The following is a 26,542-nucleotide window of genomic DNA, read 5'->3' as shown; positions in this document are numbered from 1 at the left end:
GTCACCGCGGCGGACGCGCCGCGATGCCCTTCATGTAGTGGTCGGCGTTGCTGCGGGTCTCGGCGAGCGAGTCGCCACCGAACTTCTCGAGCGCGGCCTGCGCGACGACCAGCGCGACCATCGCCTCGGCGACGACACCGGCGGCGGGCACGGCGCACACGTCGGACCGCTGGTGGATCGCGACCGCTTCCTCACCGGTGGTCATGTCGACGGTGGACAGGGCACGCGGGACGGTGGAGATCGGCTTCATCGCCGCGCGCACACGCAGCGCCTCGCCGTTGGTCATGCCGCCTTCGATGCCGCCGGCGCGGTTCGACGAGCGCAGCACACCGTCCGGGCCGGGCTTCATCTCGTCGTGGGCGGCGCTGCCGCGGCGCCGCGCGGTCTCGAAGCCGTCGCCGACCTCGACGCCCTTGATCGCCTGGATGCCCATGAGGGCCGCGGCGAGCCGCGCGTCGAGGCGGTCGGCGCCGCTGACGAACGATCCCAGGCCGACGGGCAGGCCGTGAACGACGACCTCCACGACGCCGCCGAGGGTGTCGCCGTCGCGCTTGGCGGCATCGATCTCGGCGATCATGGACTCTTCGGCGGCCTTGTCGAACGCGCGCACCGGGCTCGCGTCGATGGCCGCGAGGTCCGCGGCGGTCGGTTCCGCACCCACGTACGGCTCGGAGGCGCCGATGGAGATGACGTGGGAGATGACCTCGGCGCCGAACACCTGGCGCAGGAAGTTGCGGGCGACGGTGCCGGCGGCGACACGGGCCGCGGTTTCGCGGGCGCTGGCGCGTTCGAGCACCGGGCGGGCGTCGTCGAAGCCGTACTTGAGCATGCCCGAGTAGTCGGCGTGGCCGGGGCGCGGACGGGTCAGCGGCGCGTTGCGGGCCTGATCGGCGAGGGCCTCGGCGTCGACCGGGTCGGCGGACATGATGGTTTCCCACTTGGGCCATTCGGTGTTGCCGACCTCGATGGCGACGGGACCGCCGAGGGTGAGTCCGTGGCGCACCCCGCCGATGATGGTGACCTTGTCGGCCTCGAACTTCATGCGCGCGCCGCGTCCGTAGCCGAGGCGGCGGCGTGCGAGCTGCTCCGAGATGTCGTTCGACGTCACCTCGACACCGGCGACCATCCCCTCGAGCATCGCGACGAGGGCGGGACCATGGGATTCTCCAGCAGTTATCCAGCGCAGCACACCGCATATCCTTCCATGCCCGATCGGGTTGTCGTGACAGTGGTCCGCTCAGGCGGTTGTGAGGAGCGTGAGCACGGTGACCGCGCACATCGACGGGCCGTGCGGAACGAGCACCGGCCCGGCTTCGGTCCGCCACTGCTGCACCACCAGCATCACCAGTCCCGCGGTGGCGGTGAGCAGCGGTGGACCGACCGCGACGCACAGCCACGCCGCCGGTCCCGCGGCCCCCGCGGCGGCGCCCACACCGACCGCGAGTTTGACGTCCCCGGCACCCAGCGACCGCGGCGAGACGAGGTGGGCGAGCAGCATCGGCCCGGCGAGCAGACCCGCGCCGACGAGCGCCGCGCGCCCCTGCCCGGTCGCCGCCGCGAGCGTCACGATCACTGCCGCACCGGGTCCGGTGAGAACGTTCGGGAGCCGTCGCTCGAGCAGATCGACGACGCTCAGGCACACGCACCACCAGATCAGCGAAGCGAGTGCGAGGGCCTCGACCGGACCCGAGCCGGATACCGCCGCAACCAGACTCCCGGCCACGCACGTCGCCTCGCAGACGGCGCGTGCCGGCGGGCGCCCGGCGAGGTGGGTCGTCAGGTGTCGGGCTCCGAGTCCGGCGACGAGCCCCGCCACGACGCACAACGTGATGTCCATGGGCGCAGCGTGGCGGTTACAAGATCGCCGATCGACCCCGTCGGGTGGGAAAACCCGAATCTGTGGATGGATCGGGCGGGTGTGGACAACTCTTCCCCTGATTCCCGTGCTCGTGCGTGGTTCCGGTAGTTGCCGCTACCGAAAGCACGCACGAGCGGTCGGGCGGCTCCTCGGGTTCAGGGCTCGGCGTCGGGACCGGCAATGTCCGGCTGCACCGCCGGGCCGGTGACGTCACAGTGCGGCTTGCACGCCACCGAATCCGCGGGCACCGCGGCCGCCGGTCCGGGAATGAGGGCAGCCGCGAGGACCGCACTGACCGCGAGCAAGCCGGCGCAGATCAGCATCGCGATGTCGAACCCGCGGTCGAACGTGGCCGCGTCGGTGAGGGCCGCACCGCCGATCCCGGCGAGCCCGGGCAGTGCGGCGACGGCGAGCAGTTGGCTGGTGCGTGCCACCGCGTTGTTGACCCCGGACGCGATCCCGGAGCGTGCGACCGGCACCGCACCGAGCACCGCCGCCGTCAGGGGTGCCACCAGCGACGAGAGTCCGAGACCGAACACGACGACCGCGGGCAGCACGTCCCGCAGGTAGGACGCGTCCGCGTCGATGCGCAGCATGAGCAGCAACCCGACCGCCGCGACGGCGGGCCCCACCGTCATCGGCCCGCGCGGACCGTGCCGCTGGGCGTAGCGACCCGCCCGCGAGGACAGCAGCAGCATCAGGACGGTGATCGGGATCGTGGCCGTGCCCGCCAGGATCGGCGAGTAGCCGACGACGAGCTGCAGTTGCAGCACCAGCAGGAAGAAAACGCCGCCGAACGCGGCGTAGACGGTGAACGTGACCAGGTTCGCGGCCGTGAACAGTCGGGAGGCAAACAGATCCGGCGGGATCAACGCGACCGGGGAATGCCGCTCGACCAGCACGAACGCCACCAGCACCACGACGCCCACACCGGCGACAACGGGCTGCGCCTCGATCAGGCCGTAGGTCACCAGGCCCAGCCCGACCGCACCCAGGACCGCGCCCGCGACGTCGAGCCGATCCGGTGGCGACGGATCGCAACTCTCCGGCACGTGACGCAGCGCCACCCACACGACGACAGCGGCGAGGGGCAGATTCAGCAGGAACACCGACCGCCAGCCCGCGACCTCCACCATCCAGCCGCCGAGCAGCGGGCCGACGGCGCCGGCAACACCGCCGAAGCCGGACCACAGGCCGATCGCGGCGCCGCGGTCGTCACCCCGGATGGTGGCCGAGATCAGTGCGAGGGATCCCGGCGTGAGCAGGGCCGCGCCCACTCCCTGCAGGATTCGCGCGATCACCAGCGTGGTGACGTTCGGTGCGAGTCCGCACAACAACGAGGCTGCCGCGAACCACACTGTGCCCCAGACGAATACGCGCCGCCTCCCCCACCGGTCACCGAGTGCGCCGCCGAGCAGGATCAACGACGCCAGGGTCAGCGTGTAGCCGCTGAGCACCCACTGCATGCCGGCGACACCGGAGCCGAGGTCGGCGGCGATGCGCGGCAGCGCGATGTTGACGACGGTGCCGTCCAACAGGGCGAGGCTCGAGCCGAGCACGGTGGCGGTGACGACCCACCGGCCCCGGCGGGTGTGCAGACCGACGGTCGCCTCAGCCATCTGTTCATGGTGCCTGCCTCACCGCCACCCCGCAGTCGATCCCGAGGTCCGGGCGGCGCCCCTCGTCGCCGCCCGGACCTCGGCGCCTACTTCGGCTGGAATCGCTGCGCCCCGTCGAGGCGCACCACCTCGCCGTTGATGTACGGGTTCTCGAGCAGGTGCTGCGCGAGGAAGGCGTATTCGTCCGGGGTGCCGAGCCGCTTCGGGAACGGCACCGATTCGGCGAACTTGGCGAGCTTCTCCTCTCCGAGGAACTCCATGATCGGGGTGCGCACGGTCCCGGGTGCGATGCTGTTGAGGCGGATGCCGACCGCGCTGAGGTCGCGGGCACCGGTCAGGGTCAGGGCGTTCACACCGCCCTTCGCCGCGGCATAGGCGGACTGTCCGATCTGCCCCTCGTACCCGGCGATCGAGCTCGTCATCACGATCGCGCCGCGCTCCCCGTTCGGCTTCGGGTCGAGCTCGGCGATCTTCGCGGCGGTCAGCCGCAGCACGTTGTAGGTGCCGCTCAGGTACAGCGCGATGGTGTCGGTGAATCCCTCGAACGTGTGGGGGCTGCCGTCCCGGTTGACGACCTTCTCGAGCACCCCGAAACCGCCGTGGGCGATCACCGCGTACCGGAGCGTGCCCAACTCGTCCGCAGCCGCCAATGCCGCCTCGATGCTCGCGCTGTCGAGGACATCGGTGCGGACGTACACGGCCTTGTTGCCGAGTTCCTCGGCCAGGGCACCGGCCTTGGCGTCGTTGACGTCGGCGATGACGACGGCCGCACCGGCACCGTGCAGCCGGCGCACGGTGGCTTCGCCGAGACCGCCGGCGCCGCCGCTGACGAGGACTACTTCACCTTCGAAAGCCACAGTTCCTCCAGGGGTTGTCGTGTGCGCTCAGGCGCCGGTCCATTGCGGTGCGCGCTTCTCGGCGAAGGCCAGCGCGCCTTCCTTCGCGTCCTGCGACGTGAACACCGGGAGGATGAGCTCGAGCTGCTTCTGCCACATCTCGTCGTCCGACCAGCCGCGCGACCTGGTCATGATGTCCTTGGTGACCGCGACCGCGAGGGGTCCGTTCGCGGTGATCCGCTCGGCCAGGGCGAGCGCCTCGTCGAGGGCCTTGCCCGGCTCGGCGAGCACGTTGACGAAGCCGTACCCGTGCCCCTGCTCGGCGGTGAAGCTGTCGCCGGTCAGCGCCAGTTCGAGAGCCTTCTGGTACGGGATGCGCCGATGCAGCCGCAGCAGCCCACCACCGCCGGCGACCAGGCCGCGTTTGACCTCGGGGATCCCGAATTTCGCGGTCGTCGACGCGACTACCAGGTCGGTCGCGAGCACGAGTTCCGTTCCGCCCGCGAGCGCGTATCCCTCCACCGCGGCGATGATCGGCTTGGTGGGCGGTCGTTCGGTGAAGCCCATGCCCCGGCCGGGGATCGCGACGATCTCGCCGGCGGCGAACGCCTTCAGGTCCATGCCCGCGCAGAAGTTGCCGCCCGCGCCGGTCAGCACCGCGACCGACAGTTCGGGGCTCTCGTCGAGTTCGTCGACCGCGTCGGCCAGGCCCCGGCTGACGGCCAGGTTCACGGCGTTGCGCGCGTCCGGCCGGTTGATCGTGATCACCAACGTGCGTCCGCGGCGTTCCCGCAGTACTTCGTCCGACACCGTTTGCCTCCCGATAAGTTTCGTGGCGAAGAATTTCGTGGGCTTTTTCAGGCCTCGACGACGACCGCGCCGCCCTGCCCGCCGCCGGCACACATCGCGGCGACACCGATTCCGCCGCCGCGGCGCCGCAGTTCGTAGAGCAGGGTGGTGACCATGCGGGCCCCGGACGCGGAGATGGGATGACCGAGGCTGCAACCGCTTCCGGAGAAGTTCACCCGTTCCTCGTCGAGTCCGTACTCGCGGCACGCGGCGATCGGAACCGACGCGAACGCTTCGTTGATCTCCCACAGCGTCACATCCAAGGCGGCCAATCCCGCCCGGTCGAGGACCTTGCCGATCACCGCGACCGCGCCGAGCCCGGTGTCCCGCGGAGCCAGGGCCGCATTCGCCCACGCCCGGACCGTACCGAGCACCTCGAGCCCCTCGGAGACGGCGTAGTCTCCGGCGACCAGCGTCACCGCGGCCGCGGCGTCGTTGATACCGCTGCTGTTACCGGCGGTGATGGAGAAGCCCTCGATCTCCGGGTGCAGCACCGGCAGCGACGCGAGGCGTTCCAGGGTGGTGTCGCGGCGCGGATGTTCGTCGACCGCGAAGTCCAGCACCGAACCGTCGGGCCGCTGCACCTTGATCGGCACAATCTCGTCGACGAATTTGCCGGCGTCGATCGCGGCGACGGCGCGGCGATGCGAACGTTCGGCCCAGGCGTCCATCTCTTCGCGGCTGATCCCGACCGCCTGCGCGGTGTTCCAGCCGACGGTGATCGCCATGTCGAGGGTGGGCGCGTCCGGCGTCTCCGGGTGCGACGGCGGCATCCACGGCTCCCGGAACTCGAGATTCGAACCCGGCACGCGCCATTTCATGATCGGCGAGGTCGACAACGACTGCACACCACCGGCCACGATCACCCGTTCCATGCCGACACCGATGTGTGCGGCCGCGTTCGAGATGGCGGTGAGGCTGCCGGCGCAGTGCCGGTTGACGGCCTGCCCGGGCACCGTGGTCATGCCCGCGGCCACCGCCGCGTGGCGCGCGAGATCACCACCGCCGTAGTTCAATTCGGCGAAGATGACGTCGTCCACGTGGGACGGGTCGATGCGGGCGCGACGCACCGCCTCGGTCAGAACGGTCTCGGCGAGGGTTTCCGCCGGCACATCGACCAGCGCTCCCTTGAAGGACCGGGCGATCGCCGTGCGGGTGGCGCCGACGATGACGGATTCGACCATGTGTGTCGCCCTTTCGGTGACGTGCCGACGGGGTCGGCAGGGAGGCGTTCGCTTCTGCTGTTCACTGACGCGGCATGCGGCAGCCGATCGTCTTCGTTTCGAGGTACTGCTGGAATCCTTCGAGCCCGCACTGGCGTCCGACGCCGCTGTTCTTGAAGCCGCCGAACGGGGCGTCGGCGCCGTAGAACATGCCGCCGTTGACTCCGATCGCGCCGGTCCGGATGCGCCGCGCGACGGCCATGCCGCGCTCGGTGGACCCGGACAGCACCGCCCCGGCCAGGCCGTAGTCGCTGTCGTTGGCCAGACGAATCGCCTCGTCGTCGTCGGCGAACGGGATCATGACCAGCACCGGGCCGAAGATCTCCTCGCGGGTGATCGCCAGGCTCTGGTCCTCACACACGAACACGGTCGGTTCGACGAAGAAGCCGCCTGCCAGGTGCGGCGGCAGGTCGCACACCGCTCCCCCGCCGGTGACGATCCGCGCCCCGTCTCCGACCGCGCGATTGCACGCGTCGAGCACGCGGGCACGCTGGGCGGCGCTGACGACGGGACCGACCAGCGTGTCGGGCAGTGCCGGATCACCCACCGGCACCGACGCGAACATCGCGGCCACGTTCTCGACCAGGTCGTCGAACAACGAGCGGTGCACGAGCATCCGACCGGTCGCCGCGCACGCCTGACCGGCGTGCACACACACGCCCACCGCGCTGTGCAGCGCCGCCGCCGGATCGGCGTCGTCGAGGACGATCAGCGCGGACTTGCCGCCCAGTTCCAGGAAAGTGCGTTTCATGGTGGCGGCGCCGTCGCGCACGATGGTGCGACCGACGGCCGTGGAACCGGTGAAGGAGATCAGGTCGACCCGCGGGTCGGCGACCGGCAGCGCGGCGACCTCGGTCGAGTCGGTGGTGACGACGTTGACGACCCCGGCGGGAATGTCGGTGCGCTCGGCGATGATCCGCCCGATCCGGGTCGCGTTCCACGGGGTGTGCGGATCCGGTTTGAGGACCACGGTGTTGCCGGCGGCGAGCGCCGGACCGAGTTTGTTGAGGATCACCTCTATCGGAAAGTTGGACGGGGTGATGGCCGCGACCACCCCGACCGGTTCCTGCACCACGGTCCGCACGTTGCGGGAACCGAACAGACCGCCGCCGTCGAGGACGCGTTCCCAGGGGTAGTCGTCGATCAGGCGGGCCGGGTAGCGCAGCGCCTCGGCCAGCGGCCAGTCCAGCTGCGCGGTGCCGGTGGTCAGCACCGGGCAACCGGCCTCGGCGACGAGTTCGTCGCGCAGGTCGTCGTGTTCGGCTTCGAGTCCGGCCTGGAGCTGGTCGAGGCACCGAGCGCGCAGGGACCGATTGGTGGACCAGTCGGTTTCGTCGAAGGCTCGGCGCGCAGCGGCGATCGCGCGATGCATGTCCTCGGGTCCGGCCGCCGCGGTGGTGCCGAGCACCCGGCCTGTGGCGGGGTCGAGGTTGTCGTAGACGGCGCCGGAGACGGCATCGACCAGGGCGCCGTCGACGAGCATCCGGCGTTCGGCGCGTTCGGCCACCCGAGAATGCCGCTTCGGCTGTGGTGCGATCCGCGTCCCGATTTCGCTCACGTACCCCCCGTTCGCCATCCTGGATGATTAACTGTAAACGTTACCGTATAGTTCCTCAACACACCGTCGGGAATCGGAAGGGGAACCGATGTCGGGTCTGCTCCAGGGCATTCGCATCGTCGAGTTGGCATCGTGGACATACGTCCCCAGCGCCGGTGCGGCGCTGAGCGATTGGGGGGCGGAGGTCGTCAAGATCGAGGACACGCGCGGCGGCGATCCGTGCCGCTACCTGAACATCGGCGGTCTCGACCCGACGCAGTCGCGGGTCGACGCGAACTTCATGATGGAACTCGGGAACCACGGCAAACGCAGCATCGGCGTGGACATCAAATCCGAACGGGGCCGGGACATCCTGCGGCGCCTGATCGAACGTGCCGACGTGTTCCTCACCAACTGGCTGCCCGCCGCACTCGAGCGCGCCGACCTGTCCGTCGAACGCATCCGCGAGTTCAACCCGAACGTCATCGTCGCGCGCGGCAGCGGCCAGGGCAGCCGCGGACCCGAACGCGACCGCGGCGGCTTCGACGCCGCCAGCTACCTCGCCCGCGGCGCCGTCGCCTACGCCCTGACCCCACCGGATGCCGAATACCCGGTGACGCAGACCCCCGCGTTCGGCGACCTGCAGGGCGGCATCACCCTCGCCGGCGGGATCGCCGCCGCCCTGTTCCACCGGGCCACCACCGGCCACGCACCCATCGTGGACAGTTCCCTTCTGTCCCAAAGTGTTTGGGCGATGGCGCCGGACATCGCCGCGGCGGACTACTACGGCATCGACCGGATCCCGGTGGGCAATGCGGGCACGGCACCGAATCCCGCCGTCAACCGCTACCGCACCCGCGACGGCCGGTGGATCCAGCTGGTGTTCCTGCAGGCCGACCGGTACTGGAAGGGCTTCTGCGAACGCATCGGCCGACCCGACATGGCCACCGACGAACGGTTCGTGCCGCTGGCGAATCTGGTCGCCAACAAGGAAACCGCGACCGCGGAACTGCGCCACACCTTCGCCGAACGCGACCTCGCCGACTGGCAGAAGATCCTCGCCGACGAACCGGGCGTGTGGGCGACCCTCGCGAGCCCGAAGGAGGTGCTCTCGGATCCGCAGGTCGTCGCGAACGGCTATCTCATGACCGTCACGGACGCCGCGGGCCGCGAATACCGCACCGCCGCCGCACCCGTCCAGTTCGACGAGACTCCGCCGCCACCGCGCCGCGCCCCCGAATACGGCGAACACACCGAGGATATCCTGCTCGAACTCGGTTTCGACTGGGACGCCATCATCGCCGCCAAGGAAGCCGGAGCCGTGCTGTGAAACGACATCTCACCTGCCCTTGCGGGGAGTACCTCACCGGCGCCGACGAGGACGAACTCGTCGAGAACGCACGCAGGCATCTGGCCGAGCAGCATCCCGGGCACGACTACGACCGCGAGCAGATTCTCTTCATGGCCTACTGAACCACCTGTCCCCCAATATCTTCCGCTGAGGAGCGTCGACGTGAACAAGAACGACATGATCCTGATCAGCGTGGACGATCACATCATCGAGCCACCCGACATGTTCGACAACCACCTGCCGAAGAAGTACGCCGCCGACGCCCCGAAACTCGTCCACACCCCGGACGGCGCCGACATGTGGAAGTTCCGGGACACCGTGGTGCCCAACGTCGCGCTCAACGCGGTCGCCGGCCGCCCCAAGGAGGAATACGGGCTCGAACCGGACGGCCTCGACGAGATCCGGCCCGGCTGCTACGACGTGCACGAACGCATCAAGGACATGAACGCCGGCGGCATCCTCGCGTCGATGAACTTCCCGTCCTTCCCCGGATTCGCCGGCCGGTTGTTCGCCACCGAGGACCCGGACTTCTCGCTCGCGCTGGTGCGCGCCTACAACGACTGGCACATCGACGAATGGTGCGGCGCCTACCCGGGCCGGTTCATCCCGATGGCGCTGCCGGTGATCTGGGACGCCGAACTGTGCGCCGCCGAGGTGCGGCGCTGCGCCGAGAAGGGCGTTCATTCACTCACGTTCACGGAGAACCCGGCCGCGCTGGGCTACCCGAGCTTTCACGACCCGTTCTGGAATCCGCTGTGGAAGGCGCTCGTCGACACCGACACCGTGCTCAGCGTGCACATCGGGTCGTCGGGACGGCTGTCGATCCCGGCCGTCGATTCCCCGCCGGACGTGATGATCACGCTGCAGCCGATGAACATCGTGCAGGCCGCGGCCGATCTGCTGTGGTCCCGGCCGGTCAAGGACCACCCGGACCTGAAGATCGCGCTGTCCGAGGGCGGCACCGGGTGGATCCCCTACTTCCTCGAACGCCTGGACCGGACCTACGAGATGCACTCCACGTGGACCCTGCAGGACTTCGGCGGCAAACTGCCCAGCGAGGTGTTCCGCGAGCACTTCCTCACCTGCTTCATCAGCGACCCCACCGGGGTGCGGCTGCGCCACGACATCGGCATCGACAACATCGCGTGGGAGTGCGACTACCCGCACAGCGACTCGATGTGGCCCGACGCCCCCGAGGTCCTCTCGTCGGTGCTCGTGCGCGAGAACGTGCCCGACGACGAGATCGACAAGATGACGCACCTGAACGCGATGCGCTGGTACTCGTTCGATCCGTTCACGCACATCCCCCGCGACCGGGCCACGGTCGGCGCGCTGCGCGCCGCCTCCGCCGGACACGACGTGAGCATCCAGCCGCGCAGCCACAAGCACACCCCCGCCGAGGAGAAGCTGTCGGCGTTCCAGGCACAGATCAAGGCGGCCACCGCGCACACCGCGTCCTGACCGGCGCCGCGCCCCCGCGCTTGCGGGCGCTCGTTCCTCATACCTAGATCTGCTAGGGTCACCGTTATCCATAGCAGCGCTAGGTATGAGGGCGACATGTTCATCGAGAAAGATCTGGTGGCCGCCTCGGCCACCCCGCTCGTGCTCGGCATCCTCGCCGAAGGCGAGTCGTACGGGTACGCGATCATCAAACGCGTCAACGAATTGTCTCAAGGGCAGATGCAGTGGACCGACGGAATGCTGTATCCGCTCCTGCACCGCCTCGAGCGGGCGGGACACGTGTCCGCCACCTGGCGCGTCGCCGACAACGGGCGACGCCGCAAGCACTACGCCATCACCGACGCCGGCCGCGGCGTGCTCGCCGAACGAGCGGCGCAGTGGACCGTCGTCGCCGACGCGCTGCAGCAGGTGTGGCAGTCGGCCCAGTTGCCTCCTGCGGCCGCGCCGGGGTGGTCGTGATGACCCTCGACGCACATCTCGAATCCCGCATAGCCGGCTGGCGCAGTTACGTCTCGGGCCATCGGGTGATCTCACCCTCGGACATCGACGAGATGGAAGATCATCTGAGGGAACAGATCTCGGACCTCGTCTCGGTCGGACTGACCGCCGACGAGGCGTTTCTGGTCGCGGTCGGCCGGATGGGTAGTCTCGACGAGATCTCCCGGGAGTTCGCCCAGGAGCATTACGACCGGCTGTGGAAGCAACTCGTCCTCACCAGGGACGCCGGTCACGAATCCGGCGCTCTGCGCCGCCCCAGGGAGCTCGCGGTCGTGCTCGCGTGCGCACTCGGCGCCGGACTCGCGGTCCGGGCCGGAGTCGAGTGGCTGACGGACTCGGCACTCGTACGCAACGCCGCACTGCTCGTCCTGCCGTTCCTCACCCTGTACTTCGCGTGGAAGCGCGACATGGGCCCGCGAAAGACCGCGGCACTGGCCCTCCCGTTCGGCGCTGCTGCGGTCGTGCTCAACGTGTTCCCCTTCGAGCCTGGGGGTGTCACCGAGATCATCGCAGCGATCCACGCCCCCGTCGCCCTGTGGTTCGTGGTCGGGACAGCCTACGTCGGAGGCGACTGGCGATCGCACCGCCGGCGCATGGACTTCGTGCGCTTCACCGGGGAATGGGCGGTGTATCTGGCGTTGCTCGCCCTCGGTGGCGGCGTCCTGATGGGGTTGACCGCGGGAGCCTTCGGCGCCCTCGGGATCGACGTGGAACCGTTCTTCGAACAATGGATCCTTCCGTTCGGCCCGGCGGGCGCGATCGTCGTCGCAGCCTGGCTCGTGGAGGCGAAACAGGAGGTCGTCGAGAACATCGCGCCCGTCCTCACCCGGGTGTTCACACCGATCACGATCGTCATGCTGGCCGCGCTGTTCGTCGCGGTGATCGCGTCCCGCAGTGTCGTCACCGTCGATCGCGACCTGCTGATCCTCATGGATCTGATCCTCGTGCTCGTGATCGGGCTGCTGCTGTACTCGATCTCGGCCCGGGACCCACATGCCGCACCGAACGTGTTCGATCTGCTGCAGGTCGTGCTGATCGCGGCGGCGCTCGCCGTCGACCTGCTGATGCTCACCGCGATGGCTACGCGCATCGCCGAGTTCGGTTTCACCGCGAACAAGGTCACCGCGCTCGGCCTGAACCTCGTCCTGATGGTGAATCTGGTGTGGGCCGCTCGGCTCGGTGTCGCGTTTCTCCGGGGGCGGACCGGTTTCGCCGCGGTCGAAAGGTGGCAGACCCGGTATCTCCCCGTCTACTGCGGGTGGGCGGTGCTCGCGGCGGTCGCGATTCCGCCGCTGTTCCGGTTCGTGTGAGCGTCGCTCTATGCTCGGGCGATGTTCCTTCTGTTCGGATTCGGCACCAAGCGGCAGAACCTCGGCCCAGGACAGATCCGAACCTGCCCGCGCTGCAACAACACCACGCAGTGGGCACGGATCCGGGAATGCCAGCAGTTCACCCTGTTCTTCGTTCCCGTTGCGCGCTGGAAGCGCCGGCACCTGGAGCAGTGCGGCATCTGCGGGGCCGCGGTCGCAATCTGAACCGCGATCCGACCGAGGTCAGTCCGGGTCCACGAAGGCGGGTGCCCGCCCGGCTGTCCCCGCGGTGACCGCCTCGATCTGATTGGGCGACCCCATCAGCTCGACCTGCAGGGTGCTTTCGAGCATCAGCGCGGACGCCGGATCCGATCCGGTCCAGGTCTCCTCGTAGAGACGTTTGGCGGCCTGGACCGCATGCGGGGACTTCCCGGCGATCTCGCGCGCCAGCTCCGATGCCGCGGCGAATGGGTCGTCGACGACGTGGGTGACGAGGCCGATCGCTTTCGCCTCGGCACCCGTGATGATCCGCCCGGTGAAGGTCAGTTCCTTGGCGACGTCGAGGCCGACGAGTCGCGGCAGGCTCTGCGTGATGCCCATGTCGGGAACGAGGCCCCACTTGACCTCCATGATCGACAGCCGTGCGTCCGGGGTCGCGAATCGGATGTCGGCGCCGAGCGCGATCTGCAGTCCACCGCCGAAGCAATTGCCGGTGATCGCGGCAATCACCGGGGCCGGAACACGGGACCAGCCGTAGGCCGCACGCTGTCCGTGGCCGGCGACCTGACCGTCCTCACGCGCCAGCAGATCCCGCGGCCCCATGCCTTTCCGATCCGCGAGACCGGTGATGTCGAGGCCCGAACAGAAGCTCTTGCCGGCACCGTGCAACACCACGGCGCGGACCCTGCGGTCGACGGCAAGTCGCGCGGTGGCGTCGACCAGCGCATCGAACATCGCCGAATCCAGGGCGTTGTGCTTCTCGGCTCGATCCAGGGTCACTGTCGCGACCCCGAGTTCGTCGACGTCGATACGAACCCTGTGCTCACTCATCCGAACCGAACCTCCTGCGCCGGCGCCGTTCGGGCGTTCGAGGAACGGCGCCCGAGATCGTGCAGCGACTGTACAAGACGGCGTCCCGCCGGGGATCGACACAACCGGCACAACGCACGAGGCCGGTCACCCCGCGACGGCCGTCAGAGGCGACCGGACGGCAGGCGCCCCGCGGTGAAGTCCGCGACCTGATCCGCGGTGAACGGTGGATCGAGCAGGTCGGCGCGCTGGGCGTAACAACGGAACAGGTCCGTGATGTAGTGCATCCGGTCCGGAAGGTCGGACCAGTCGCGAACGGCGGTGTCCCGCACACTGTCGGGGCTCGGGTCCACTCGGGCGAGGAAGGCCCGAAGTTCGGGGTCGACCAGTTCCGCCAGCAGGGGCGGGAACGTCGCCGGCAGGTCCTCGGACAGGTCGAGCACCCCGCCGTCCGGCAGAGACAGGACCATCAGGTGCTCGGTGACGGCGCGGCGCACCAAGCGGCGGACATGCTCGGTCAACTGCTCCGCTGCCAGGCGTACCGGTGTGCGCCGGCCGAGGACGGTCAGCAGGGCCAGGCGGGGCCACTTCAGAATCGGGTTGTCCGGCAACAACAGATCCAGCAGCCGGCGTTCCAGGTCCCGCGGATCCAGGATGGGCGCCTCCAACGCCGCGGTGATCTCCGGTTGCAGCCGGGTTTGTTCGTGCAGGCCGATCTCGAGGTTGGCCAGGAGCAGCAGCTCGGCGCGCTGCTTCTCGTCGGTGCTGAAGATCGCCCGGTGATACCGCGTGAATGCCCGGCGCAGGTAGTCCTGCCCGTCGGGTGGTTCCCCCGGCCGCAGCGTGGCGCAGAAGTCCGCGATCCGCTGCTCGTCGAGCACCGTGTCCTGCGCGAACTCGGCCAGGAAGCGGGCGAACTCGCGGGCGATCTCCGCGAACACCTTCAGATTGCCCCGCGCCGTGGCAGCGCTGACTTCGTCCAGGCGTGCCGCCCGCACGATCACCGTGCGCACCGCCTGTTCGACCACCGGGTGTCCCGGGAACGCCCGCCGCAGACCCCGAACCACCAGATCGATCCCGGCGTCCACCTCGGGTGACGCGGCAAGCGATCGTTCCAGGGCATGCGTCAGGTCTTCCTGCCGAATCGTCCGCCCCACCTGCTTGGACGCCCACACGGCGAACGTGCACCAATTCGCGTGACCACCGGTCCGTGAAGCGAGCGAGCGCGACAGCAGATGGTAGGCGTGGGTGATCCGCAGGTTGCGGATGATCGGCTCGGCCTGCCCGGCGATCGCGTCGATGTCGGCCACGGTCGGTGCCGCGCCGACTTCGCGGGGACCACCAGGACTCATGACACCCCCAATCCGATCTTTGCGACCTTCCCAGTCTGAGCTCCGAGGGGAGGATCTGAACAGAGCGCGCTGTCAGCACTTTCCCGCCGTGATCGACGCAAAGGCGTTCGTCGGCTTGGTGCCCTCGGAGTACTCGTCCGGGATCTCGCGGAATCAAGGGTCGATCACCAAGACCGGCAACACCCATGCCCGTCGGCTGTTGGTGGAGGCTGCCTGGCATCACCGGCCGCGGTATCACGTCGGGCAGTGATGCGGTCCCGCTGGGATCAGGCCCCGGCCGCGGCTCGCGCCCGCGGCGACGAAGGGAATCGCCGGCTGCATCAGCGGTGGGTGGGTTTTCTCGAACGCCGCAAACGACCCGTGATCGCGAACGTGGCGATCGCCCGGGAGTTCGCGGGCTGGTGCTGGTCGTTGGCGGTGATGGACTGCTGATGCTCACCCCCTGATCTGCTTCGCCGGCGAGTCCGGTGGTGACAGCGCGTGGATCGACCCGCGACACCGCTATGAGCAGGCCTGTTCGGACCGACTCTCGTCTCTGGGCACGCGGATGTGATCCAGCCGGAAAACCGTCCTGCGGCAGCCAACCCGCGTATATTCACCCCGCAAGCGGGAGGGACCCCCGTCTGACCGCGCGTCGCTTGTCGACACGCTCACCACAGGACTCCCTCGACGAAGCGCAGAGGCGCCTCCAGGGTCGCTCCCCGGAGGCGCCTCACTCTGCCTTCTCGACAGACTTCTCTACATATCAGCGGTTGACGGCCGCAAGCGCGGTGTTCAAGGTCTTACTCGGCCGCATCACGGCCGCGGTCTTGACACTGTCCGGCTTGTAGTAGCCGCCGATGTCAACCGGCGCGCCCTGCACCTCGATCAGCTCCCGTACGATCGTGTCCTCGTCCCTGGCCAGCGCCTCGGCCAGCGGGGCGAATTGTTCCGCGAGTTCCTGGTCCTCGGTCTGCGCGGCAAGCTCCTGCGCCCAGTACATCGCGAGGTAGAACTGGCTGCCCCGGTTGTCGAGCTCGCCGGTCTTGCGCGACGGGCTCTTGTTCGTCTCCAGCAGCTTGCCGGTCGCTGCATCGAGCGTCTTTGCCAGGATCTTGGCGCGCTCGTTGCCAGCCTTGAGCCCGAGGTCCTCCAGGCTTACGGCCAACGCCAGGAACTCACCGAGCGAATCCCAGCGCAGGTGGTTCTCCTCCACCAACTGCTTGACGTGCTTGGGCGCCGACCCGCCTGCGCCCGTCTCGTACAGGCCGCCGCCCGCCATCAGCGGCACGATCGACAGCATCTTGGCGCTCGTACCCAGTTCGAGGATCGGGAACAGGTCGGTGAGGTAGTCGCGCAGGATGTTGCCGGTCGCGGCGATGGTGTCCAGCCCGCGGATCAGCCGCTCCAGCGTGTATCGCATCGAGCGCACCTGCGACATGATCTGGATGTCGAGGCCCTCGGTGTCATGATCCTGCAGGTACAGCTCGACCTTCTTGATCAACTCGTTCTCGTGCGGGCGGTACGGGTCGAGCCAGAACAGGACCGGCATACCGGAGTTGCGTGCCCGGGTGACCGCGAGCTTGACCCAGTCGCGGACCGGCGCGTCCTTGACGGTGCACATGCGCCAGATGTCACCCGCCTCGACGTGCTGGGTCAGCAGCACCTCACCGGTGTCGACATCGACGAAGTTGGCCTCGCCCTCCTCCGGAACTTCGAAGGTCTTGTCATGCGAGCCGTACTCCTCGGCCTTCTGCGCCATGAGCCCGACGTTGGGGACGGTGCCCATGGTCGTCGGGTCGAACGCGCCGTTGGTCTTACAGAAGTTGATGATCTCCTGGTAGATGCGCGCGAAAGTGGACTCCGGCATTACCGCTTTCACGTCCTTGGGTCTTCCGTCGGCGCCGTACATCTTGCCGCCCGAGCGGATCATAGCGGGCATCGAGGCATCCACGATGACATCGCTGGGTGAATGGAAGTTCGAGATGCCGCGGGCGGAATCGACCATGGCCAACTCGGGACGGTGCTCATGGCATTTGTGCAGGTCCTGCTTGATTTCGTCCCGCTGCGTACTGGGCAGCGTCTCGATCTTGTCGTACAGGTCGCCGAGACCGTTGTTGACGTTGACGCCCAGTTCGTCGAACAGCTTCTGATGCTTGGCGAAGGCGTCCTTGTAGAAGGTCTTCACCGCGTGGCCGAAGACGATGGGGTGCGAGACCTTCATCATCGTCGCCTTGACGTGGAGGGAGAACATCACGCCCGTCTTGCGGGCATCCTCCATCTGCTCCTCGTAGAAGTCGAGCAACGCCTTCTTGCTCATGAACATGCTGTCCATGATGTCGCCCTCACCCAGGTCCACCTCGGGCTTGAGGACGATCGTCTCGCCACCCTCGGTCACCAGCTCCATCCGGACCTTGCGCGGCCGGTCCAGCGTCATCGACTTCTCGCCATGGTAGAAGTCGCCGTGCCGCATGTGCGCGACGTGGCTGCGTGAGGCCATCGACCACTCGCCCATGCTGTGCGGGTGCTTACGGGCGTACTCCTTCACCGCCCGGGGTGCGCGCCGATCGGAGTTGCCCTCACGCAGGACCGGGTTGACCGCGCTACCGAGGATCTTGCCGTAGCGCTCCCGGATGGCACGCTCCTCTTCCGTCTTCGGGGCGTGCGGGAAATCCGGGACCTGGTAGCCCTTGTCCTGCAGTTCCTTGATGGCGGCCAGGAGCTGCGGCACCGACGCGCTGATGTTGGGCAGTTTGATGATGTTGGTGTCGGGCAGTTGCGTCAGACGACCCAGCTCGGCAAGGGTGTCCGGTACGCGCTGCTCTTCCGTGAGGTGGTCGGGGAACTCGGCCAGGATCCGCGCCGGCACCGAGATGTCGCTGGACTCGACTTCGATGCCCGCGGCACCAGCGAAGGTACGCACGATCGGCAGGAAGGCGTAGGTCGCGAGCAACGGTGCCTCGTCGGTCAACGTGTAGATGATGGTCGACTGCTTATCGGCGCTCATTTTTGTCTCGTCTCCCACGTCAGTTCGGTCCGCTTTTCGAAGTGCTCCGGGTGCGGTATTGCTTCGGGTATCAGGCTACGTGCGAGAACACAAGAACCATATTTACCCGCCGGTAGCGCGAACTCCGCTACCGGCTACGGTCGGCGTCACGCCGACTTCGCGTGGACCACCAGGACTCATGGCACCCCCGTTCGATCTTCGCGACCTTCCCCAGTCCGACCGCGGACGGAGCATCTGACAGGGCATGCTGTGAGCACTTGCCCCTCGGGGGTCCGACGCGAAGGCGAATCGCGTAGTCGACTACTCGTGCCAGACGAAGAGCCTCGTTCAGCCGGCGCTGCTGACGCTGATCGGCGGCTCCCTCGTCTCGGCCTGCGCTCCGACCCTGACCGTGCTGTTCGCCGGCCGCGCCCTGCAGGGCATCGGTATCAGCGGCGTCGTGACCGTCGCGGTGGCCCTGCTCGGCGCCGTCATTCTCCCGCGGGAACAGGGCAGCTGTTCCGGGTACGCTGCTGTCGTCATGGCAGCCTCGATGGCCGGTGGCCCACCGCTGGGTGGCGCGCTCGTCGACACTGCGGCTCGGCATCGGCGTGCTGCTGCCGAACCACCCGCTGCGATCGTGATCAGGAGGTCAGGCGGTGGCGTCGACCGGTGGGACACCGTAGAACTGCTGCGCCCACTTACGCAGCGAGAGATACGGTTTCGCGTCCTTCGGGGACAGCGGCGGATGTTCGACATATTTCTGGTGCCGCCAGATGCTCAGGTCCTCCCACACGGTGACGAGGAACTGGCGTTCGACGCGTTCACGGACGTCGGCCGGCGGCACGTCGTCGTCGCCGGGGTTGCGGGGCCACCAGATCGAATAGAACAGATCCGAGCTTTCGTCGTCGACCGGTGTGGTCGCGAAGATCAGCCGATGCCTCGACGAGCCCTCGAACGCGCTGATCGACCCGCCGAGCCCGAACATGTGCGCGTGGATCTTCAGCGCCATCTTCTCCGGGTCGTCGCTGCGCGCGTCGGACCAGCCGGTGAGGAACTTCCACGCGTGGTCCGAGGCGCTGTAGTCCAGCATCTGCGGGGTGACGGTCGCGCCGTGCACGTACTGGAAGTGCAGGCTGTCGGGACCGTTCTCGAGCACCACCTGCGGATGCACCGGTTCGCGTTCGGTCTTGCGGGAGAACTCCGGATACGGGCGGTAGTAGTCCGACGACTCACCCGACCCGACCTCGGGGAACAACCCCAGGATCCCCGGCATCTCCCAGGTCGGGGCGGCGCCGTCCGGGTGGTGCCACATGAACACGCAGCCGTCGTGTTCGACCACCGGATACACCCGCAGCCGCACCGTGGGCCGCGTGCGATTCTCGCCCGGGATGGCGCGGTTGGTGCCGTCGGGTCCCCAGCGCCAGCCGTGGAACGGACATTCGACGCAGTCCCCCACCACCGTGCCGCCGTAGCCGATGTGCGCCCCCAGGTGCCGGCAGTGGCCGGTGAGGATGTGCATCGCACCGGACTCGTCGCGGTAGGCGACCAGGTCCTCGCCGAAGTACTTCAGCGGCCGCACCTCCCTCACGGGGAATTCCGCCGACCAGCCCACCATGAACCACCCGGTGACCTTCCAGGTGAACGGGACCTTCACAGCACCTCCAGATGTCACGCGGACGGACGTTCGGTTGCGAGCGCGCACTCCTCCACGAATGCCAGCACACTCCGGTGATAGGCACCCGCGGCGAACCCGACACTCATGTTGTGTCCGCTCGCGGCCTGCCGGTACCACACCAGCCGCGGCGACGACGTGAAGCCCCGCGCGATCGCGTCGAGTGTGTCCGGGTCGGTCCGCCACACCCGTTCGTGTTCGGCGTGGCTGAGCCGCACCGGAATCCGGATGTCCGGGGACAGCACCGGGAACTTCATCGGCCACCGGACCGCGACCGTCGCCTCGTATCGAGGGGTGCGCGACGAGAGCGACCGACCGCCGCGCACCTCCTCCGGGTACAGGTCCTCGGGATACCAGAGCAGGTCCCGGATGGTCCCGCGGTCGCCGAGGCTGCGCATCGCCGTGATCAGTTGTTCGGCGTCGGCGTACTTCACGGTGCCGGTCCCGGCCAGTTCCAGCCCGAGCAGCCGCGCGCCGCGCGGATCCGCGGCCATGCGGGCACCGAGGTCGCACCCGGCCGAGTGCGCCAGCAGGAATGTGCCCGCGCCGCGCGGCGACGCCCCGAGCAGGGCGTCGACGGTCGCGTAGCACGCGTCGACGCGGCGCGCCGGATCGTCGAACTCGTCCCCGAACGGCGCCGACGCACCGTAGCCGGGCCGGTCCGGCGCCAGCACGGTGTAACCGAGCGCGGCGCCGGCGCGCAACAAGGACAGTTCGGGTCTGCCCGGCAGGTCGAAGTACCGCGAAGTGGTTGCGCCGCCGTGCAACGCGACCACGACGGCGCGCGGTTCGGCGACCTCGGCGCACAACGCCGACATGGGGATGCCGTCGATGTCGACGACGCGTTCGGTGACCGTGCCGACCCCACCCGGAGTGGGGTCCGAGGCCGCGATGCCGGCCGCCACCTCAGGCGCCCCGCGCGACCGCGGGATCGAGACCGAGCAGGTCGAGCATGTTGCCTCCCATGACCTTTCGCGCATCCTCGGCCGACAGTCCGTCGAGCTGCCCGAGCAGGCTCAGCGGATCGGCCAGCCCTTCCGGGTGCGGCCAGTCCGAGCCGTAGACGACGCGGTCCGCGCCGAGCATCTCGACGACCTCCCGGTAGTCGTCCTCCCAGAACGGATTGACGTAGACGCAGCGCCGGAACGCCTCGATCGGGTCCTCGAGGAACAGCTGCGGCATCTTGTCGTAGGCGTGCCGCAGGTTGCGGAACAAGGTGGGCAACCAGTCGGAGCCGTTCTCGATGGAGAGGATCCGCAGGTCCGGATTCCGCGACAACGCGCCGTGGCACACGAGCGCGGTCATCGCGTCCTCGATCGCGCGCGAGCCGATCGCGGCGGTCCGGAATGCGGTGGGGGCGAACGGTTTGTATTCGGTGGCGGGCTCCCAGATGTCGAGGACCTCCGAATAGCCGCTGTCCGACGCGTGCATCGACACCGGAATCCCCGCGTCCACACAGGCTTTCCAGAACGGGTCGAACTCCTCGAACCCGAACGATCGGCTGCCGCGGAAACCCGGCACCGGCGCGGGACGGACGAGCACCGTCTTCGCGCCGCGCTCGAGGCACCACTGCAGTTCCTCGAGCGCCCGGTCCACGATGGGCAGGGTGACGACGGGAACCGCGAAGATCCGGCCTTCGTAGTCGAAACTCCAGTGCTCGTACATCCACCGGTTGAGCGCGTGGATGACGTCGTGGGTCAGCTCGGGATCGTTCTTGAGGCGTTCCTCGACGAGGCTCGCGAGGGTCGGGAACATCAGCGCGTAGTCGAGGCCCTGCTCGTTCAGCTTTTCGAGCCGCGCCGCGGGGTCCCGGAACGCGGGAATCGACTTGATGGGTTTGCCCATGATCTCCCGCGCCGACTTGCCGTCCGGGTTGCCGTTGCGGAAGTAGTCCTCCTGCGCGCCGGGCGCGGCCACGACGGAGAACGTCGGGTTGGGGATGAACTCGCTGATGGTGTTCTGCACGACGATCTTGGTGCGACCGTCGATGTCGACGTAGCGGATGGCGTCCTTCGCGTGGACCGGGAGGTACTTGGTCAGCGCGTCCCGGGTCTCGTACATGTGGTTGTCCGAGTCGAAGATCGGGAACGGGTGCGGATTCGTCGCCATGGTGAACGCTCCTCAGTGCGCCTCGGCGCGTGCGGGCTGCGAGTAGTTGGGCCGGCCGAGACCGAGCACGTGCTGGGCGATCATGTTCCGGAACACCTCGAGGGTGCCGCCGTAGATGCCGCACAACGGGGCCCACCGGAACAGGTGCTCGGCGCCGCCGTCGTCAGCGGCGCCTTCGGTGTCGACGGGCAGTGCGGATGCGGAACCGAGGATGTCCATCAGGTCCGGGGAGATGTCGCGCATCGTCTGGGCGATCGCGACGCGCCCGAACATGTGCGGCGCCGACAGTGCCGCTTCCATCCGGGCGATGCTGCGGCCGAGCCGGTACGCGACCGCCCGGTCGTCGAGCGGCCGGCGGCCGTCCGGGCCCCCCTGTCCGAGGATCCGCGCAATGCGGTCGACCCGGGTCGCCATGGTGGTGCCCTGATGGATCAGGATGGACACGTCCTGCAGACCGTCGTTCGCGGCGTCGACGACGCCGTGTTCCTCGGCGAGCGGACCCATCAGCACGGCCCAGCCGCCGTTGACCTCGCCGAGCCGGTACTTGTCGGGCACGCGCACGTCGGAGTAGTAGACGATGTTGGTGCGGTCGCCGTCGACGGTGCGCAGCCCCTGGATCTCGATGCCGGGGGTGTCGAGCGGGACGAGGAACATCGTCAGGCTCTTGTGCTTGGGGGCGTCGGGATCGGTGTTGGTGATGAGGAAGACGTACTGGCAGTTGTGGGCGCCGGTGGTGAACATCTTGGAGCCGTTGATGATCCAGTCGTCGCCGTCCCGGACCGCTCGGGTCTTGCAGGTCGCGACGTCGGAGCCGCCGTCGGGTTCGGTGTAGCCCAGGCACAGCCGGACCTCGCCGCTGTCGATCTTCGGCAGCACCTCGGCGCGCACCTCGGGCGATCCGTATTTCTCGACCGAGGTGGTCACGATGGCGGTGGTGCCCGCGGTCACCCACGGCACCTGGGCGCGGCGTTTCTCGAGGTCCCACAGTCTGCGCCGCAGCCGGTTCAGGCCGCCTTCCGATTCGGGTGCGCGTTCCGCGGCGAGCCAGCCGTCGGCGCCCATCGCCAGGTGCACGCCCTCGTCGAAGTTGTCGCCGGTCTCCCGGTCGCGGCGGCGCACCTCGTCGGTGACGTGCGTGTCGAGGAAGGCGCGTGCCCGCCGCTGGAACGCGGCGTCCTCGTCGGACAGTTCCACGAGTGAGAAATCCATGGTTCCCCCTGCTGTTTGTCGGCCTGCTCTTGTCGACTCGGCTAGGCCCGCGCGGCGAAGCTCTCGGCGACCCGGACCGCGGCGTCGGCGGGATCACCGCCGGCCAGTGCCCAGCCGCGGGCGCGGACCAGATACGCCGAGGCCGCCGATTCGGCGGCGACCCCGAGTCCGCCCTGCACGTGCACGGCCATCGTCGCCGCGCGCGGTGCCTCGTCGGCCAGGTACACGAACGCCGCCGACGCGAGCACCGGCGCCGCGTCGGGCTCGTTGTCGAGGAACCACGCGGCCCGCCGTGTCAGATTGCGGGCCCCGTGCACGACGATCGCGATGTTCGCGAGCGGATGCGAGATGCCCTGCAGGGTCGAGATCGGCACCCCCATGGTGTAGCGGTTCTTGGCGAATTCCGCTGCGATGGTGAGTGTTTCCTCGACCAGTCCGACGAGCGCGGCGGAGGTCAGGAGCCGCCATTCCTCGAGCGCCCGATCGTACTGCGCGACCGCCTCGGGTCCGCTCGCGAGCACGGTGCGACGATCCGCTGCGGCCGGGTCGATCCACGCCGCCGGCAGCTTGCCGATGTTGTCGACCTTCGCGGGGCGGGTGTCGAATTCGAGGCGCACGACGTCGTCGCCGTCGCGGACGACGATGCGGTCGGCGACCGATCCCGACGGGACGAGACGCCTGCCGGGCGGAGCGTCGAATCGTGGGTCCAGCGCGACGATCTCGCGTCCGGTGACGATGTCGGTGGTGTCGCACGCATCGAGCCGGGCGAGCAGCCGGGAGCCGCACACGTGGTCGATCCACGGCACCGGGGCGAGGGTGCGGCCGAGTTCCTCCGCGACGAGCGTCAGGTCGACCAGCGTCGCGCCGTCGCCGCCGACGTCCTCGGGCAACGCCATGGAGGTCGCGCCGGTCGCGCACAGTTGTTCCCACAGGTTCTTGTCGAATCCACCGGGTTCGGCGGCGCGCACGACCTCGAGGGGACTGCGCGCCCGGAAGAACTTCGCGTATGCGGCCTGTAGTTCCGTCTGGTCCGCGGACAGGCTGTAGTCCTGCCTGCGTAGTTCGTAGCGGTCCATCCCGTGTGCCCCTGTCCCGTCATTCGGCCGTGCCGCCGGCGGATCGGCCGCCGAAGAAGAATTCCTGTGCGTTGCGATAGAGGTAGTTGTCGCGGACGTCGTCCGGCAGATCCAGCGCCAGCGCCTCGGGGACGAGGCGGCGCATCGGCAGCACCGGCCAGTCGGATCCGAAGATCACCTTGCCCTTGCCGCGGGTGCGCATGTAGTGCAGCAGGCTGTCCGGCAGCCGCTTGGGTGACCACGCCGAGGTCATCAGCCGCAGATTGTCGTACTTGATGAGCAGCCGGATCGCGACGTCCCACCAGGGGTCGGCGCCGTGGATCATGCACAGCTTCAGTTCCGGGAAGCGGTAGCAGACCCGGTCCAGGTGGATCGGGTGCTGGACCTCGCCGGGAATCGGCGGGCCCGGTAGGCCGGTGTTCATGCACAGCGGCAGGCCCAGTTCGGCGCACTTGTAGTACAGCGGGTAGTACACGGCGTCGGTGGGCGGGTACATGCCGTCGCCCCAGAAGCTCGGTCCCACCGTCGTGTACGCGACCGGCAGATCGTGCACGAGCGCGGCGAGTTCGCGCAGCGACGAAACCGGATGCAGCAGGTCGACGCCGTTGACGGCGAGCGCGAACCGGTCCGGCATCTCCTCGACGAACTTCAGCGCGGTCGGTGACGGTTTGACGATCGAGTACATCAGGATCGCCTTCTCGACGCCCTGTTCGTCCATCTCGTCGATCAGTTCGGCCAGATCCACCTGCCGATACATCGATTGCGGTCCCTTGAAGTACTTGTCCCGCACCTCGAGCATCCACGCGGGTTGTTCGCGCTCGCCGAAGTGCACGTTCACCAGGCAGTCGAGGACCTTCGGCATGCTCACGCTCCGTCCTTCTCGAGTGCCGGCTCGGCGACCTGCTGTGCGGCCCAGCGGTAGTCGGGTTTTCCGTTCCCCAGCCGCCGGATCTCGGGGACGAACACGAAGGCCTTCGGTGCCTTGAACCCGGCGAGCGAGTCGCGGCACGCCTGCCGCAGCGCGGATTCGACGGACTCGCCGTCCGCGGACTGCACGAGCGCCACGATCTCCTGACCCCAGCGAGGACTGGATCTGCCCACGACCAGCGCGTCGACGACGCCGGGTTGCGCGCGCAGCACTTCCTCGACCTCCTCGACGAACACCTTTTCGCCGCCGGTGTTGACGACCAGCGAATCCCGGCCGAGCAGCCGCAGGGAGCCGTCGGCGTCGACGGTGACGCGGTCGCCGGGGATCGCCAGGCGCTGCCCGTCGATGATCGGGAAGGTCGCTTCGGTGGCGGCGCGGTCGTCGAAGTAGCCCAGCGGGACGCGGCCGGTGCGGGCGGCCCAGCCGATCTCGGGGTCGCCCGGGTTCAGCAGCCGGGTGCGGTCGTGCGAGACGGCGGTGCCGCCGGGCATCGGGTCGAAGGTGTCGACCTCGGAGCCGCGGGTGCTGCGCCCGTATCCCATTCCGCCGGTTTCCGACGAGCCGTACCCCTCGACGAGGAAGGCGTGCGGAAGTTGTTCGAGCAGTGCACGTTTGTGCACCGGGTTGGTCGCCGCTCCCCCGGTGCCGATCACCGACAGGGACGACAGTTCGTACGGGTGGCGCTGCATCTCACGAACGAGCGGTCCGGCGTAGGCGTCGCCGACGACGGTCATCAGCGTGACCTTCTCCCGCTCGGCCGTTTCGAGCGCGATGCGGGCGTCGAACTTCTCCCGGTCGTCGTACAGCACGACGGTCTGTCCGACGAGGAGCCCGGCGAAGGTGGTCCAGGTGCCGGCGGCGTGCGACAGCGGCGACGCGGCGAACCACACCTGCCCGGTCGCGCGGGCCAGCGCCTGCACGGGTTCGGCGGAGTCGTGGTCGGCGCCGTTCATCGACGAGACGTACATGTCACCCTGCCGCCACAGCACGCCCTTCGGCCGGCCGGTGGTGCCGCCGGTGCACAGCATGATCAGGTCGTCGGGTGAGGTCGCGATCACGGCGTCCGGATCGCCGAGTTCGACGGCCTCCTCGAACGGCACCGCCCCGGCGAGTTCGGGCACGTCGGTGCCGTCGTCGACGGAAATCAGCAGCTCCACCCCGGGCGGGGCGGTCCGGTCGACGACCGGCCCGAACGATCGGTGGTAGACGATCCCGCGCGGGGCGATGTAGGCGAGCAGGTCACGGATCTCGCGGGGCGTGTAGTGGTGGTTGACGTTCACCGGCACCACCCGCGCCTTCGCGCACGCGATCATCAGGTCCGGGTACAGGTCGTTGCGCATGATCAGCGCGATGCGGTCCTGTCCGCATTCCCACCGGTCGAGCCGGTGCCGCGGGGTGTGTTCCCCGAAGCCGCGGTCGGCGAGGAAATTTGCGAATCGGCGTGTTCTCGAGGCGGATTCACCGAAGGTGCTGCGGCGCGCGCCACACACCGTCATGGTGCGGTCCGGGACCGCGTCGGCGACGGCGTCGAACACCGCGCCCAGACTCCATTCCGTCAACGCATCCTTACCTTTCTTTCAGGGGGTTCGAACTGGGCGACGGCCGTAGGCTTCGAACCACCCAGGGACGTCGGACATGGCTTTCATCGCTCTGCTGC

24 protein-coding genes and 1 pseudogene are annotated in these 26,542 nt (G+C 68.6%); 8 read left to right on the top strand and 17 right to left on the bottom strand.

Annotation, left to right across the window (positions count from 1 at the left end):
* Nucleotide 1: 1 nt before the first annotated feature.
* The 7 genes from aroC to ACWDTS_RS26740 all read right to left on the bottom strand — a co-directional run bounded on the left by aroC (nt 2) and on the right by ACWDTS_RS26740 (nt 7,868).
* On the bottom strand, nt 2-1,189 hold the full coding sequence (gene aroC / locus ACWDTS_RS26770; protein WP_450119363.1) for a chorismate synthase: 1,188 nt from the start codon (nt 1,187-1,189) through the stop codon (nt 2-4).
* A 48-nt stretch (nt 1,190-1,237) separates the two neighbouring features.
* Nucleotides 1,238-1,837 (bottom strand): prepilin peptidase, encoded by a 600-nt coding sequence (locus ACWDTS_RS26765; RefSeq protein WP_450119362.1) that lies wholly within the window; start codon nt 1,835-1,837, stop codon nt 1,238-1,240.
* A gap of 176 nt (nt 1,838-2,013) precedes the next feature.
* Nucleotides 2,014-3,477, bottom strand: coding sequence for an MFS transporter (locus tag ACWDTS_RS26760; RefSeq protein WP_197255675.1), 1,464 nt, complete (start codon nt 3,475-3,477; stop codon nt 2,014-2,016).
* Between the two features lie 86 nt (nt 3,478-3,563).
* A complete protein-coding gene (locus ACWDTS_RS26755; protein ID WP_450111275.1) occupies nt 3,564-4,334 on the bottom strand; it encodes an SDR family NAD(P)-dependent oxidoreductase in 771 nt (256 codons plus the stop codon).
* A 27-nt stretch (nt 4,335-4,361) separates the two neighbouring features.
* The gene (locus ACWDTS_RS26750; RefSeq protein WP_197255677.1) at nt 4,362-5,123 is read right to left on the bottom strand and encodes a crotonase/enoyl-CoA hydratase family protein; all 762 of its coding nucleotides are present in this window, start codon (nt 5,121-5,123) and stop codon (nt 4,362-4,364) included.
* Between the two features lie 47 nt (nt 5,124-5,170).
* A complete protein-coding gene (locus ACWDTS_RS26745) occupies nt 5,171-6,346 on the bottom strand; it encodes a thiolase family protein (protein WP_450119361.1) in 1,176 nt (391 codons plus the stop codon).
* 61 nt (nt 6,347-6,407) lie between these two features.
* Nucleotides 6,408-7,868 (bottom strand): aldehyde dehydrogenase family protein, encoded by a 1,461-nt coding sequence (locus ACWDTS_RS26740; protein WP_450119368.1) that lies wholly within the window; start codon nt 7,866-7,868, stop codon nt 6,408-6,410.
* Between the two features lie 163 nt (nt 7,869-8,031).
* On the opposite strand from ACWDTS_RS26740, the gene ACWDTS_RS26735 reads away from it, so the two are divergent.
* The 6 genes from ACWDTS_RS26735 to ACWDTS_RS26710 all read left to right on the top strand — a co-directional run bounded on the left by ACWDTS_RS26735 (nt 8,032) and on the right by ACWDTS_RS26710 (nt 12,767).
* Nucleotides 8,032-9,252 carry a CaiB/BaiF CoA transferase family protein gene (locus ACWDTS_RS26735; protein WP_450119360.1) on the top strand — a complete coding sequence of 407 codons (1,221 nt, stop codon included), beginning with the start codon at nt 8,032-8,034 and terminating at the stop codon, nt 9,250-9,252.
* Nucleotides 9,249-9,395 (top strand): DUF1059 domain-containing protein, encoded by a 147-nt coding sequence (locus tag ACWDTS_RS26730; protein ID WP_197255683.1) that lies wholly within the window; start codon nt 9,249-9,251, stop codon nt 9,393-9,395. The genes ACWDTS_RS26735 and ACWDTS_RS26730 overlap by 4 nt, the downstream gene beginning before the upstream one ends.
* A 40-nt stretch (nt 9,396-9,435) precedes the next feature.
* A complete protein-coding gene (locus ACWDTS_RS26725) occupies nt 9,436-10,734 on the top strand; it encodes an amidohydrolase family protein (protein WP_450119359.1) in 1,299 nt (432 codons plus the stop codon).
* 96 nt (nt 10,735-10,830) lie between these two features.
* Nucleotides 10,831-11,193 carry a PadR family transcriptional regulator gene (locus ACWDTS_RS26720; RefSeq protein WP_450119358.1) on the top strand — a complete coding sequence of 121 codons (363 nt, stop codon included), beginning with the start codon at nt 10,831-10,833 and terminating at the stop codon, nt 11,191-11,193.
* Nucleotides 11,193-12,542 (top strand): permease prefix domain 1-containing protein, encoded by a 1,350-nt coding sequence (locus ACWDTS_RS26715; RefSeq protein ID WP_450119357.1) that lies wholly within the window; start codon nt 11,193-11,195, stop codon nt 12,540-12,542. The genes ACWDTS_RS26720 and ACWDTS_RS26715 overlap by 1 nt, the downstream gene beginning before the upstream one ends.
* Before the next feature lie 21 nt (nt 12,543-12,563).
* Nucleotides 12,564-12,767 (top strand): zinc-ribbon domain-containing protein, encoded by a 204-nt coding sequence (locus ACWDTS_RS26710; protein ID WP_450119356.1) that lies wholly within the window; start codon nt 12,564-12,566, stop codon nt 12,765-12,767.
* Nucleotides 12,768-12,785: 18 nt separating this feature from the next.
* Here ACWDTS_RS26710 and ACWDTS_RS26705 read toward each other — a convergent pair whose 3' ends face one another.
* Nucleotides 12,786-13,592: a crotonase/enoyl-CoA hydratase family protein gene (locus tag ACWDTS_RS26705; protein ID WP_450119355.1), complete on the bottom strand. Its 807-nt coding sequence runs from the start codon at nt 13,590-13,592 to the stop codon at nt 12,786-12,788.
* 143 nt (nt 13,593-13,735) lie between these two features.
* Nucleotides 13,736-14,923: a hypothetical protein gene (locus ACWDTS_RS26700; protein WP_450111268.1), complete on the bottom strand. Its 1,188-nt coding sequence runs from the start codon at nt 14,921-14,923 to the stop codon at nt 13,736-13,738.
* Nucleotides 14,924-15,035: 112 nt separating this feature from the next.
* Between ACWDTS_RS26700 and ACWDTS_RS26695 the strand changes: the two are divergent.
* Together ACWDTS_RS26695 and ACWDTS_RS26690 are read left to right on the top strand one after the other, a co-directional pair.
* Nucleotides 15,036-15,150, top strand: a pseudogene (locus ACWDTS_RS26695) (transposase); the annotation flags it as partial.
* 19 nt (nt 15,151-15,169) lie between these two features.
* Nucleotides 15,170-15,355, top strand: a complete 186-nt coding sequence (locus ACWDTS_RS26690) for a hypothetical protein (protein ID WP_231611375.1) — start codon at nt 15,170-15,172, stop codon at nt 15,353-15,355.
* A gap of 313 nt (nt 15,356-15,668) precedes the next feature.
* On the opposite strand, the gene ACWDTS_RS26685 is transcribed toward ACWDTS_RS26690, so the two are convergent.
* From ACWDTS_RS26685 to ACWDTS_RS26650, 8 genes are all read right to left on the bottom strand, one after another.
* Entirely contained in the window at nt 15,669-17,909 is a 2,241-nt protein-coding gene (locus tag ACWDTS_RS26685; protein WP_197255697.1) for an NADP-dependent isocitrate dehydrogenase, read from the bottom strand.
* Between the two features lie 631 nt (nt 17,910-18,540).
* Nucleotides 18,541-19,545: an aromatic ring-hydroxylating oxygenase subunit alpha gene (locus ACWDTS_RS26680; protein ID WP_248674391.1), complete on the bottom strand. Its 1,005-nt coding sequence runs from the start codon at nt 19,543-19,545 to the stop codon at nt 18,541-18,543.
* Between the two features lie 14 nt (nt 19,546-19,559).
* Nucleotides 19,560-20,468, bottom strand: coding sequence for an alpha/beta hydrolase (locus ACWDTS_RS26675; RefSeq protein WP_307846507.1), 909 nt, complete (start codon nt 20,466-20,468; stop codon nt 19,560-19,562).
* Nucleotide 20,469: 1 nt separating this feature from the next.
* Nucleotides 20,470-21,672 carry an amidohydrolase family protein gene (locus tag ACWDTS_RS26670; protein WP_197255702.1) on the bottom strand — a complete coding sequence of 401 codons (1,203 nt, stop codon included), beginning with the start codon at nt 21,670-21,672 and terminating at the stop codon, nt 20,470-20,472.
* A gap of 12 nt (nt 21,673-21,684) precedes the next feature.
* A complete protein-coding gene (locus ACWDTS_RS26665; RefSeq protein WP_197255704.1) occupies nt 21,685-22,881 on the bottom strand; it encodes an acyl-CoA dehydrogenase family protein in 1,197 nt (398 codons plus the stop codon).
* A 41-nt stretch (nt 22,882-22,922) separates the two neighbouring features.
* Complete coding sequence (locus ACWDTS_RS26660; RefSeq protein WP_197255706.1) at nt 22,923-23,957, bottom strand: acyl-CoA dehydrogenase family protein; 1,035 nt, start codon at nt 23,955-23,957, stop codon at nt 22,923-22,925.
* A gap of 19 nt (nt 23,958-23,976) precedes the next feature.
* The gene (locus ACWDTS_RS26655; RefSeq protein ID WP_450111285.1) at nt 23,977-24,819 is read right to left on the bottom strand and encodes an amidohydrolase family protein; all 843 of its coding nucleotides are present in this window, start codon (nt 24,817-24,819) and stop codon (nt 23,977-23,979) included.
* A 2-nt stretch (nt 24,820-24,821) separates the two neighbouring features.
* On the bottom strand, nt 24,822-26,444 hold the full coding sequence (locus ACWDTS_RS26650; protein ID WP_450119354.1) for an AMP-binding protein: 1,623 nt from the start codon (nt 26,442-26,444) through the stop codon (nt 24,822-24,824).
* Between the last annotated feature and the right edge of the window lie 98 nt (nt 26,445-26,542).

This window comes from Rhodococcus sp. NPDC003383 (genome assembly GCF_053589115.1).
Note: the sequence above shows the minus strand (reverse complement) of the source record. Positions and strands in the feature narration are given on the sequence as shown.

What these genes read in the sequence shown, in the direction of transcription:
- ACWDTS_RS26765 (WP_450119362.1), bottom strand. Translation starts at nt 1,837, where the DNA reads ATGGACATCACGTTGTGCGTCGTGGCGGGGCTCGTCGCCGGACTCGGA.
- ACWDTS_RS26760 (WP_197255675.1), bottom strand. Translation starts at nt 3,477, where the DNA reads ATGGCTGAGGCGACCGTCGGTCTGCACACCCGCCGGGGCCGGTGGGTC.
- ACWDTS_RS26745 (WP_450119361.1), bottom strand. Translation starts at nt 6,346, where the DNA reads ATGGTCGAATCCGTCATCGTCGGCGCCACCCGCACGGCGATCGCCCGG.
- ACWDTS_RS26740 (WP_450119368.1), bottom strand. Translation starts at nt 7,868, where the DNA reads ATGCTCGTCGACGGCGCCCTGGTCGATGCCGTCTCCGGCGCCGTCTAC.
- ACWDTS_RS26735 (WP_450119360.1), top strand. Translation starts at nt 8,032, where the DNA reads ATGTCGGGTCTGCTCCAGGGCATTCGCATCGTCGAGTTGGCATCGTGG.
- ACWDTS_RS26720 (WP_450119358.1), top strand. Translation starts at nt 10,831, where the DNA reads ATGTTCATCGAGAAAGATCTGGTGGCCGCCTCGGCCACCCCGCTCGTG.
- ACWDTS_RS26715 (WP_450119357.1), top strand. Translation starts at nt 11,193, where the DNA reads ATGACCCTCGACGCACATCTCGAATCCCGCATAGCCGGCTGGCGCAGT.
- ACWDTS_RS26710 (WP_450119356.1), top strand. Translation starts at nt 12,564, where the DNA reads ATGTTCCTTCTGTTCGGATTCGGCACCAAGCGGCAGAACCTCGGCCCA.
- ACWDTS_RS26705 (WP_450119355.1), bottom strand. Translation starts at nt 13,592, where the DNA reads ATGAGTGAGCACAGGGTTCGTATCGACGTCGACGAACTCGGGGTCGCG.
- ACWDTS_RS26700 (WP_450111268.1), bottom strand. Translation starts at nt 14,923, where the DNA reads ATGAGTCCTGGTGGTCCCCGCGAAGTCGGCGCGGCACCGACCGTGGCC.
- ACWDTS_RS26685 (WP_197255697.1), bottom strand. Translation starts at nt 17,909, where the DNA reads ATGAGCGCCGATAAGCAGTCGACCATCATCTACACGTTGACCGACGAG.
- ACWDTS_RS26670 (WP_197255702.1), bottom strand. Translation starts at nt 21,672, where the DNA reads ATGGCGACGAATCCGCACCCGTTCCCGATCTTCGACTCGGACAACCAC.
- ACWDTS_RS26665 (WP_197255704.1), bottom strand. Translation starts at nt 22,881, where the DNA reads ATGGATTTCTCACTCGTGGAACTGTCCGACGAGGACGCCGCGTTCCAG.
- ACWDTS_RS26660 (WP_197255706.1), bottom strand. Translation starts at nt 23,957, where the DNA reads ATGGACCGCTACGAACTACGCAGGCAGGACTACAGCCTGTCCGCGGAC.
- ACWDTS_RS26655 (WP_450111285.1), bottom strand. Translation starts at nt 24,819, where the DNA reads ATGCCGAAGGTCCTCGACTGCCTGGTGAACGTGCACTTCGGCGAGCGC.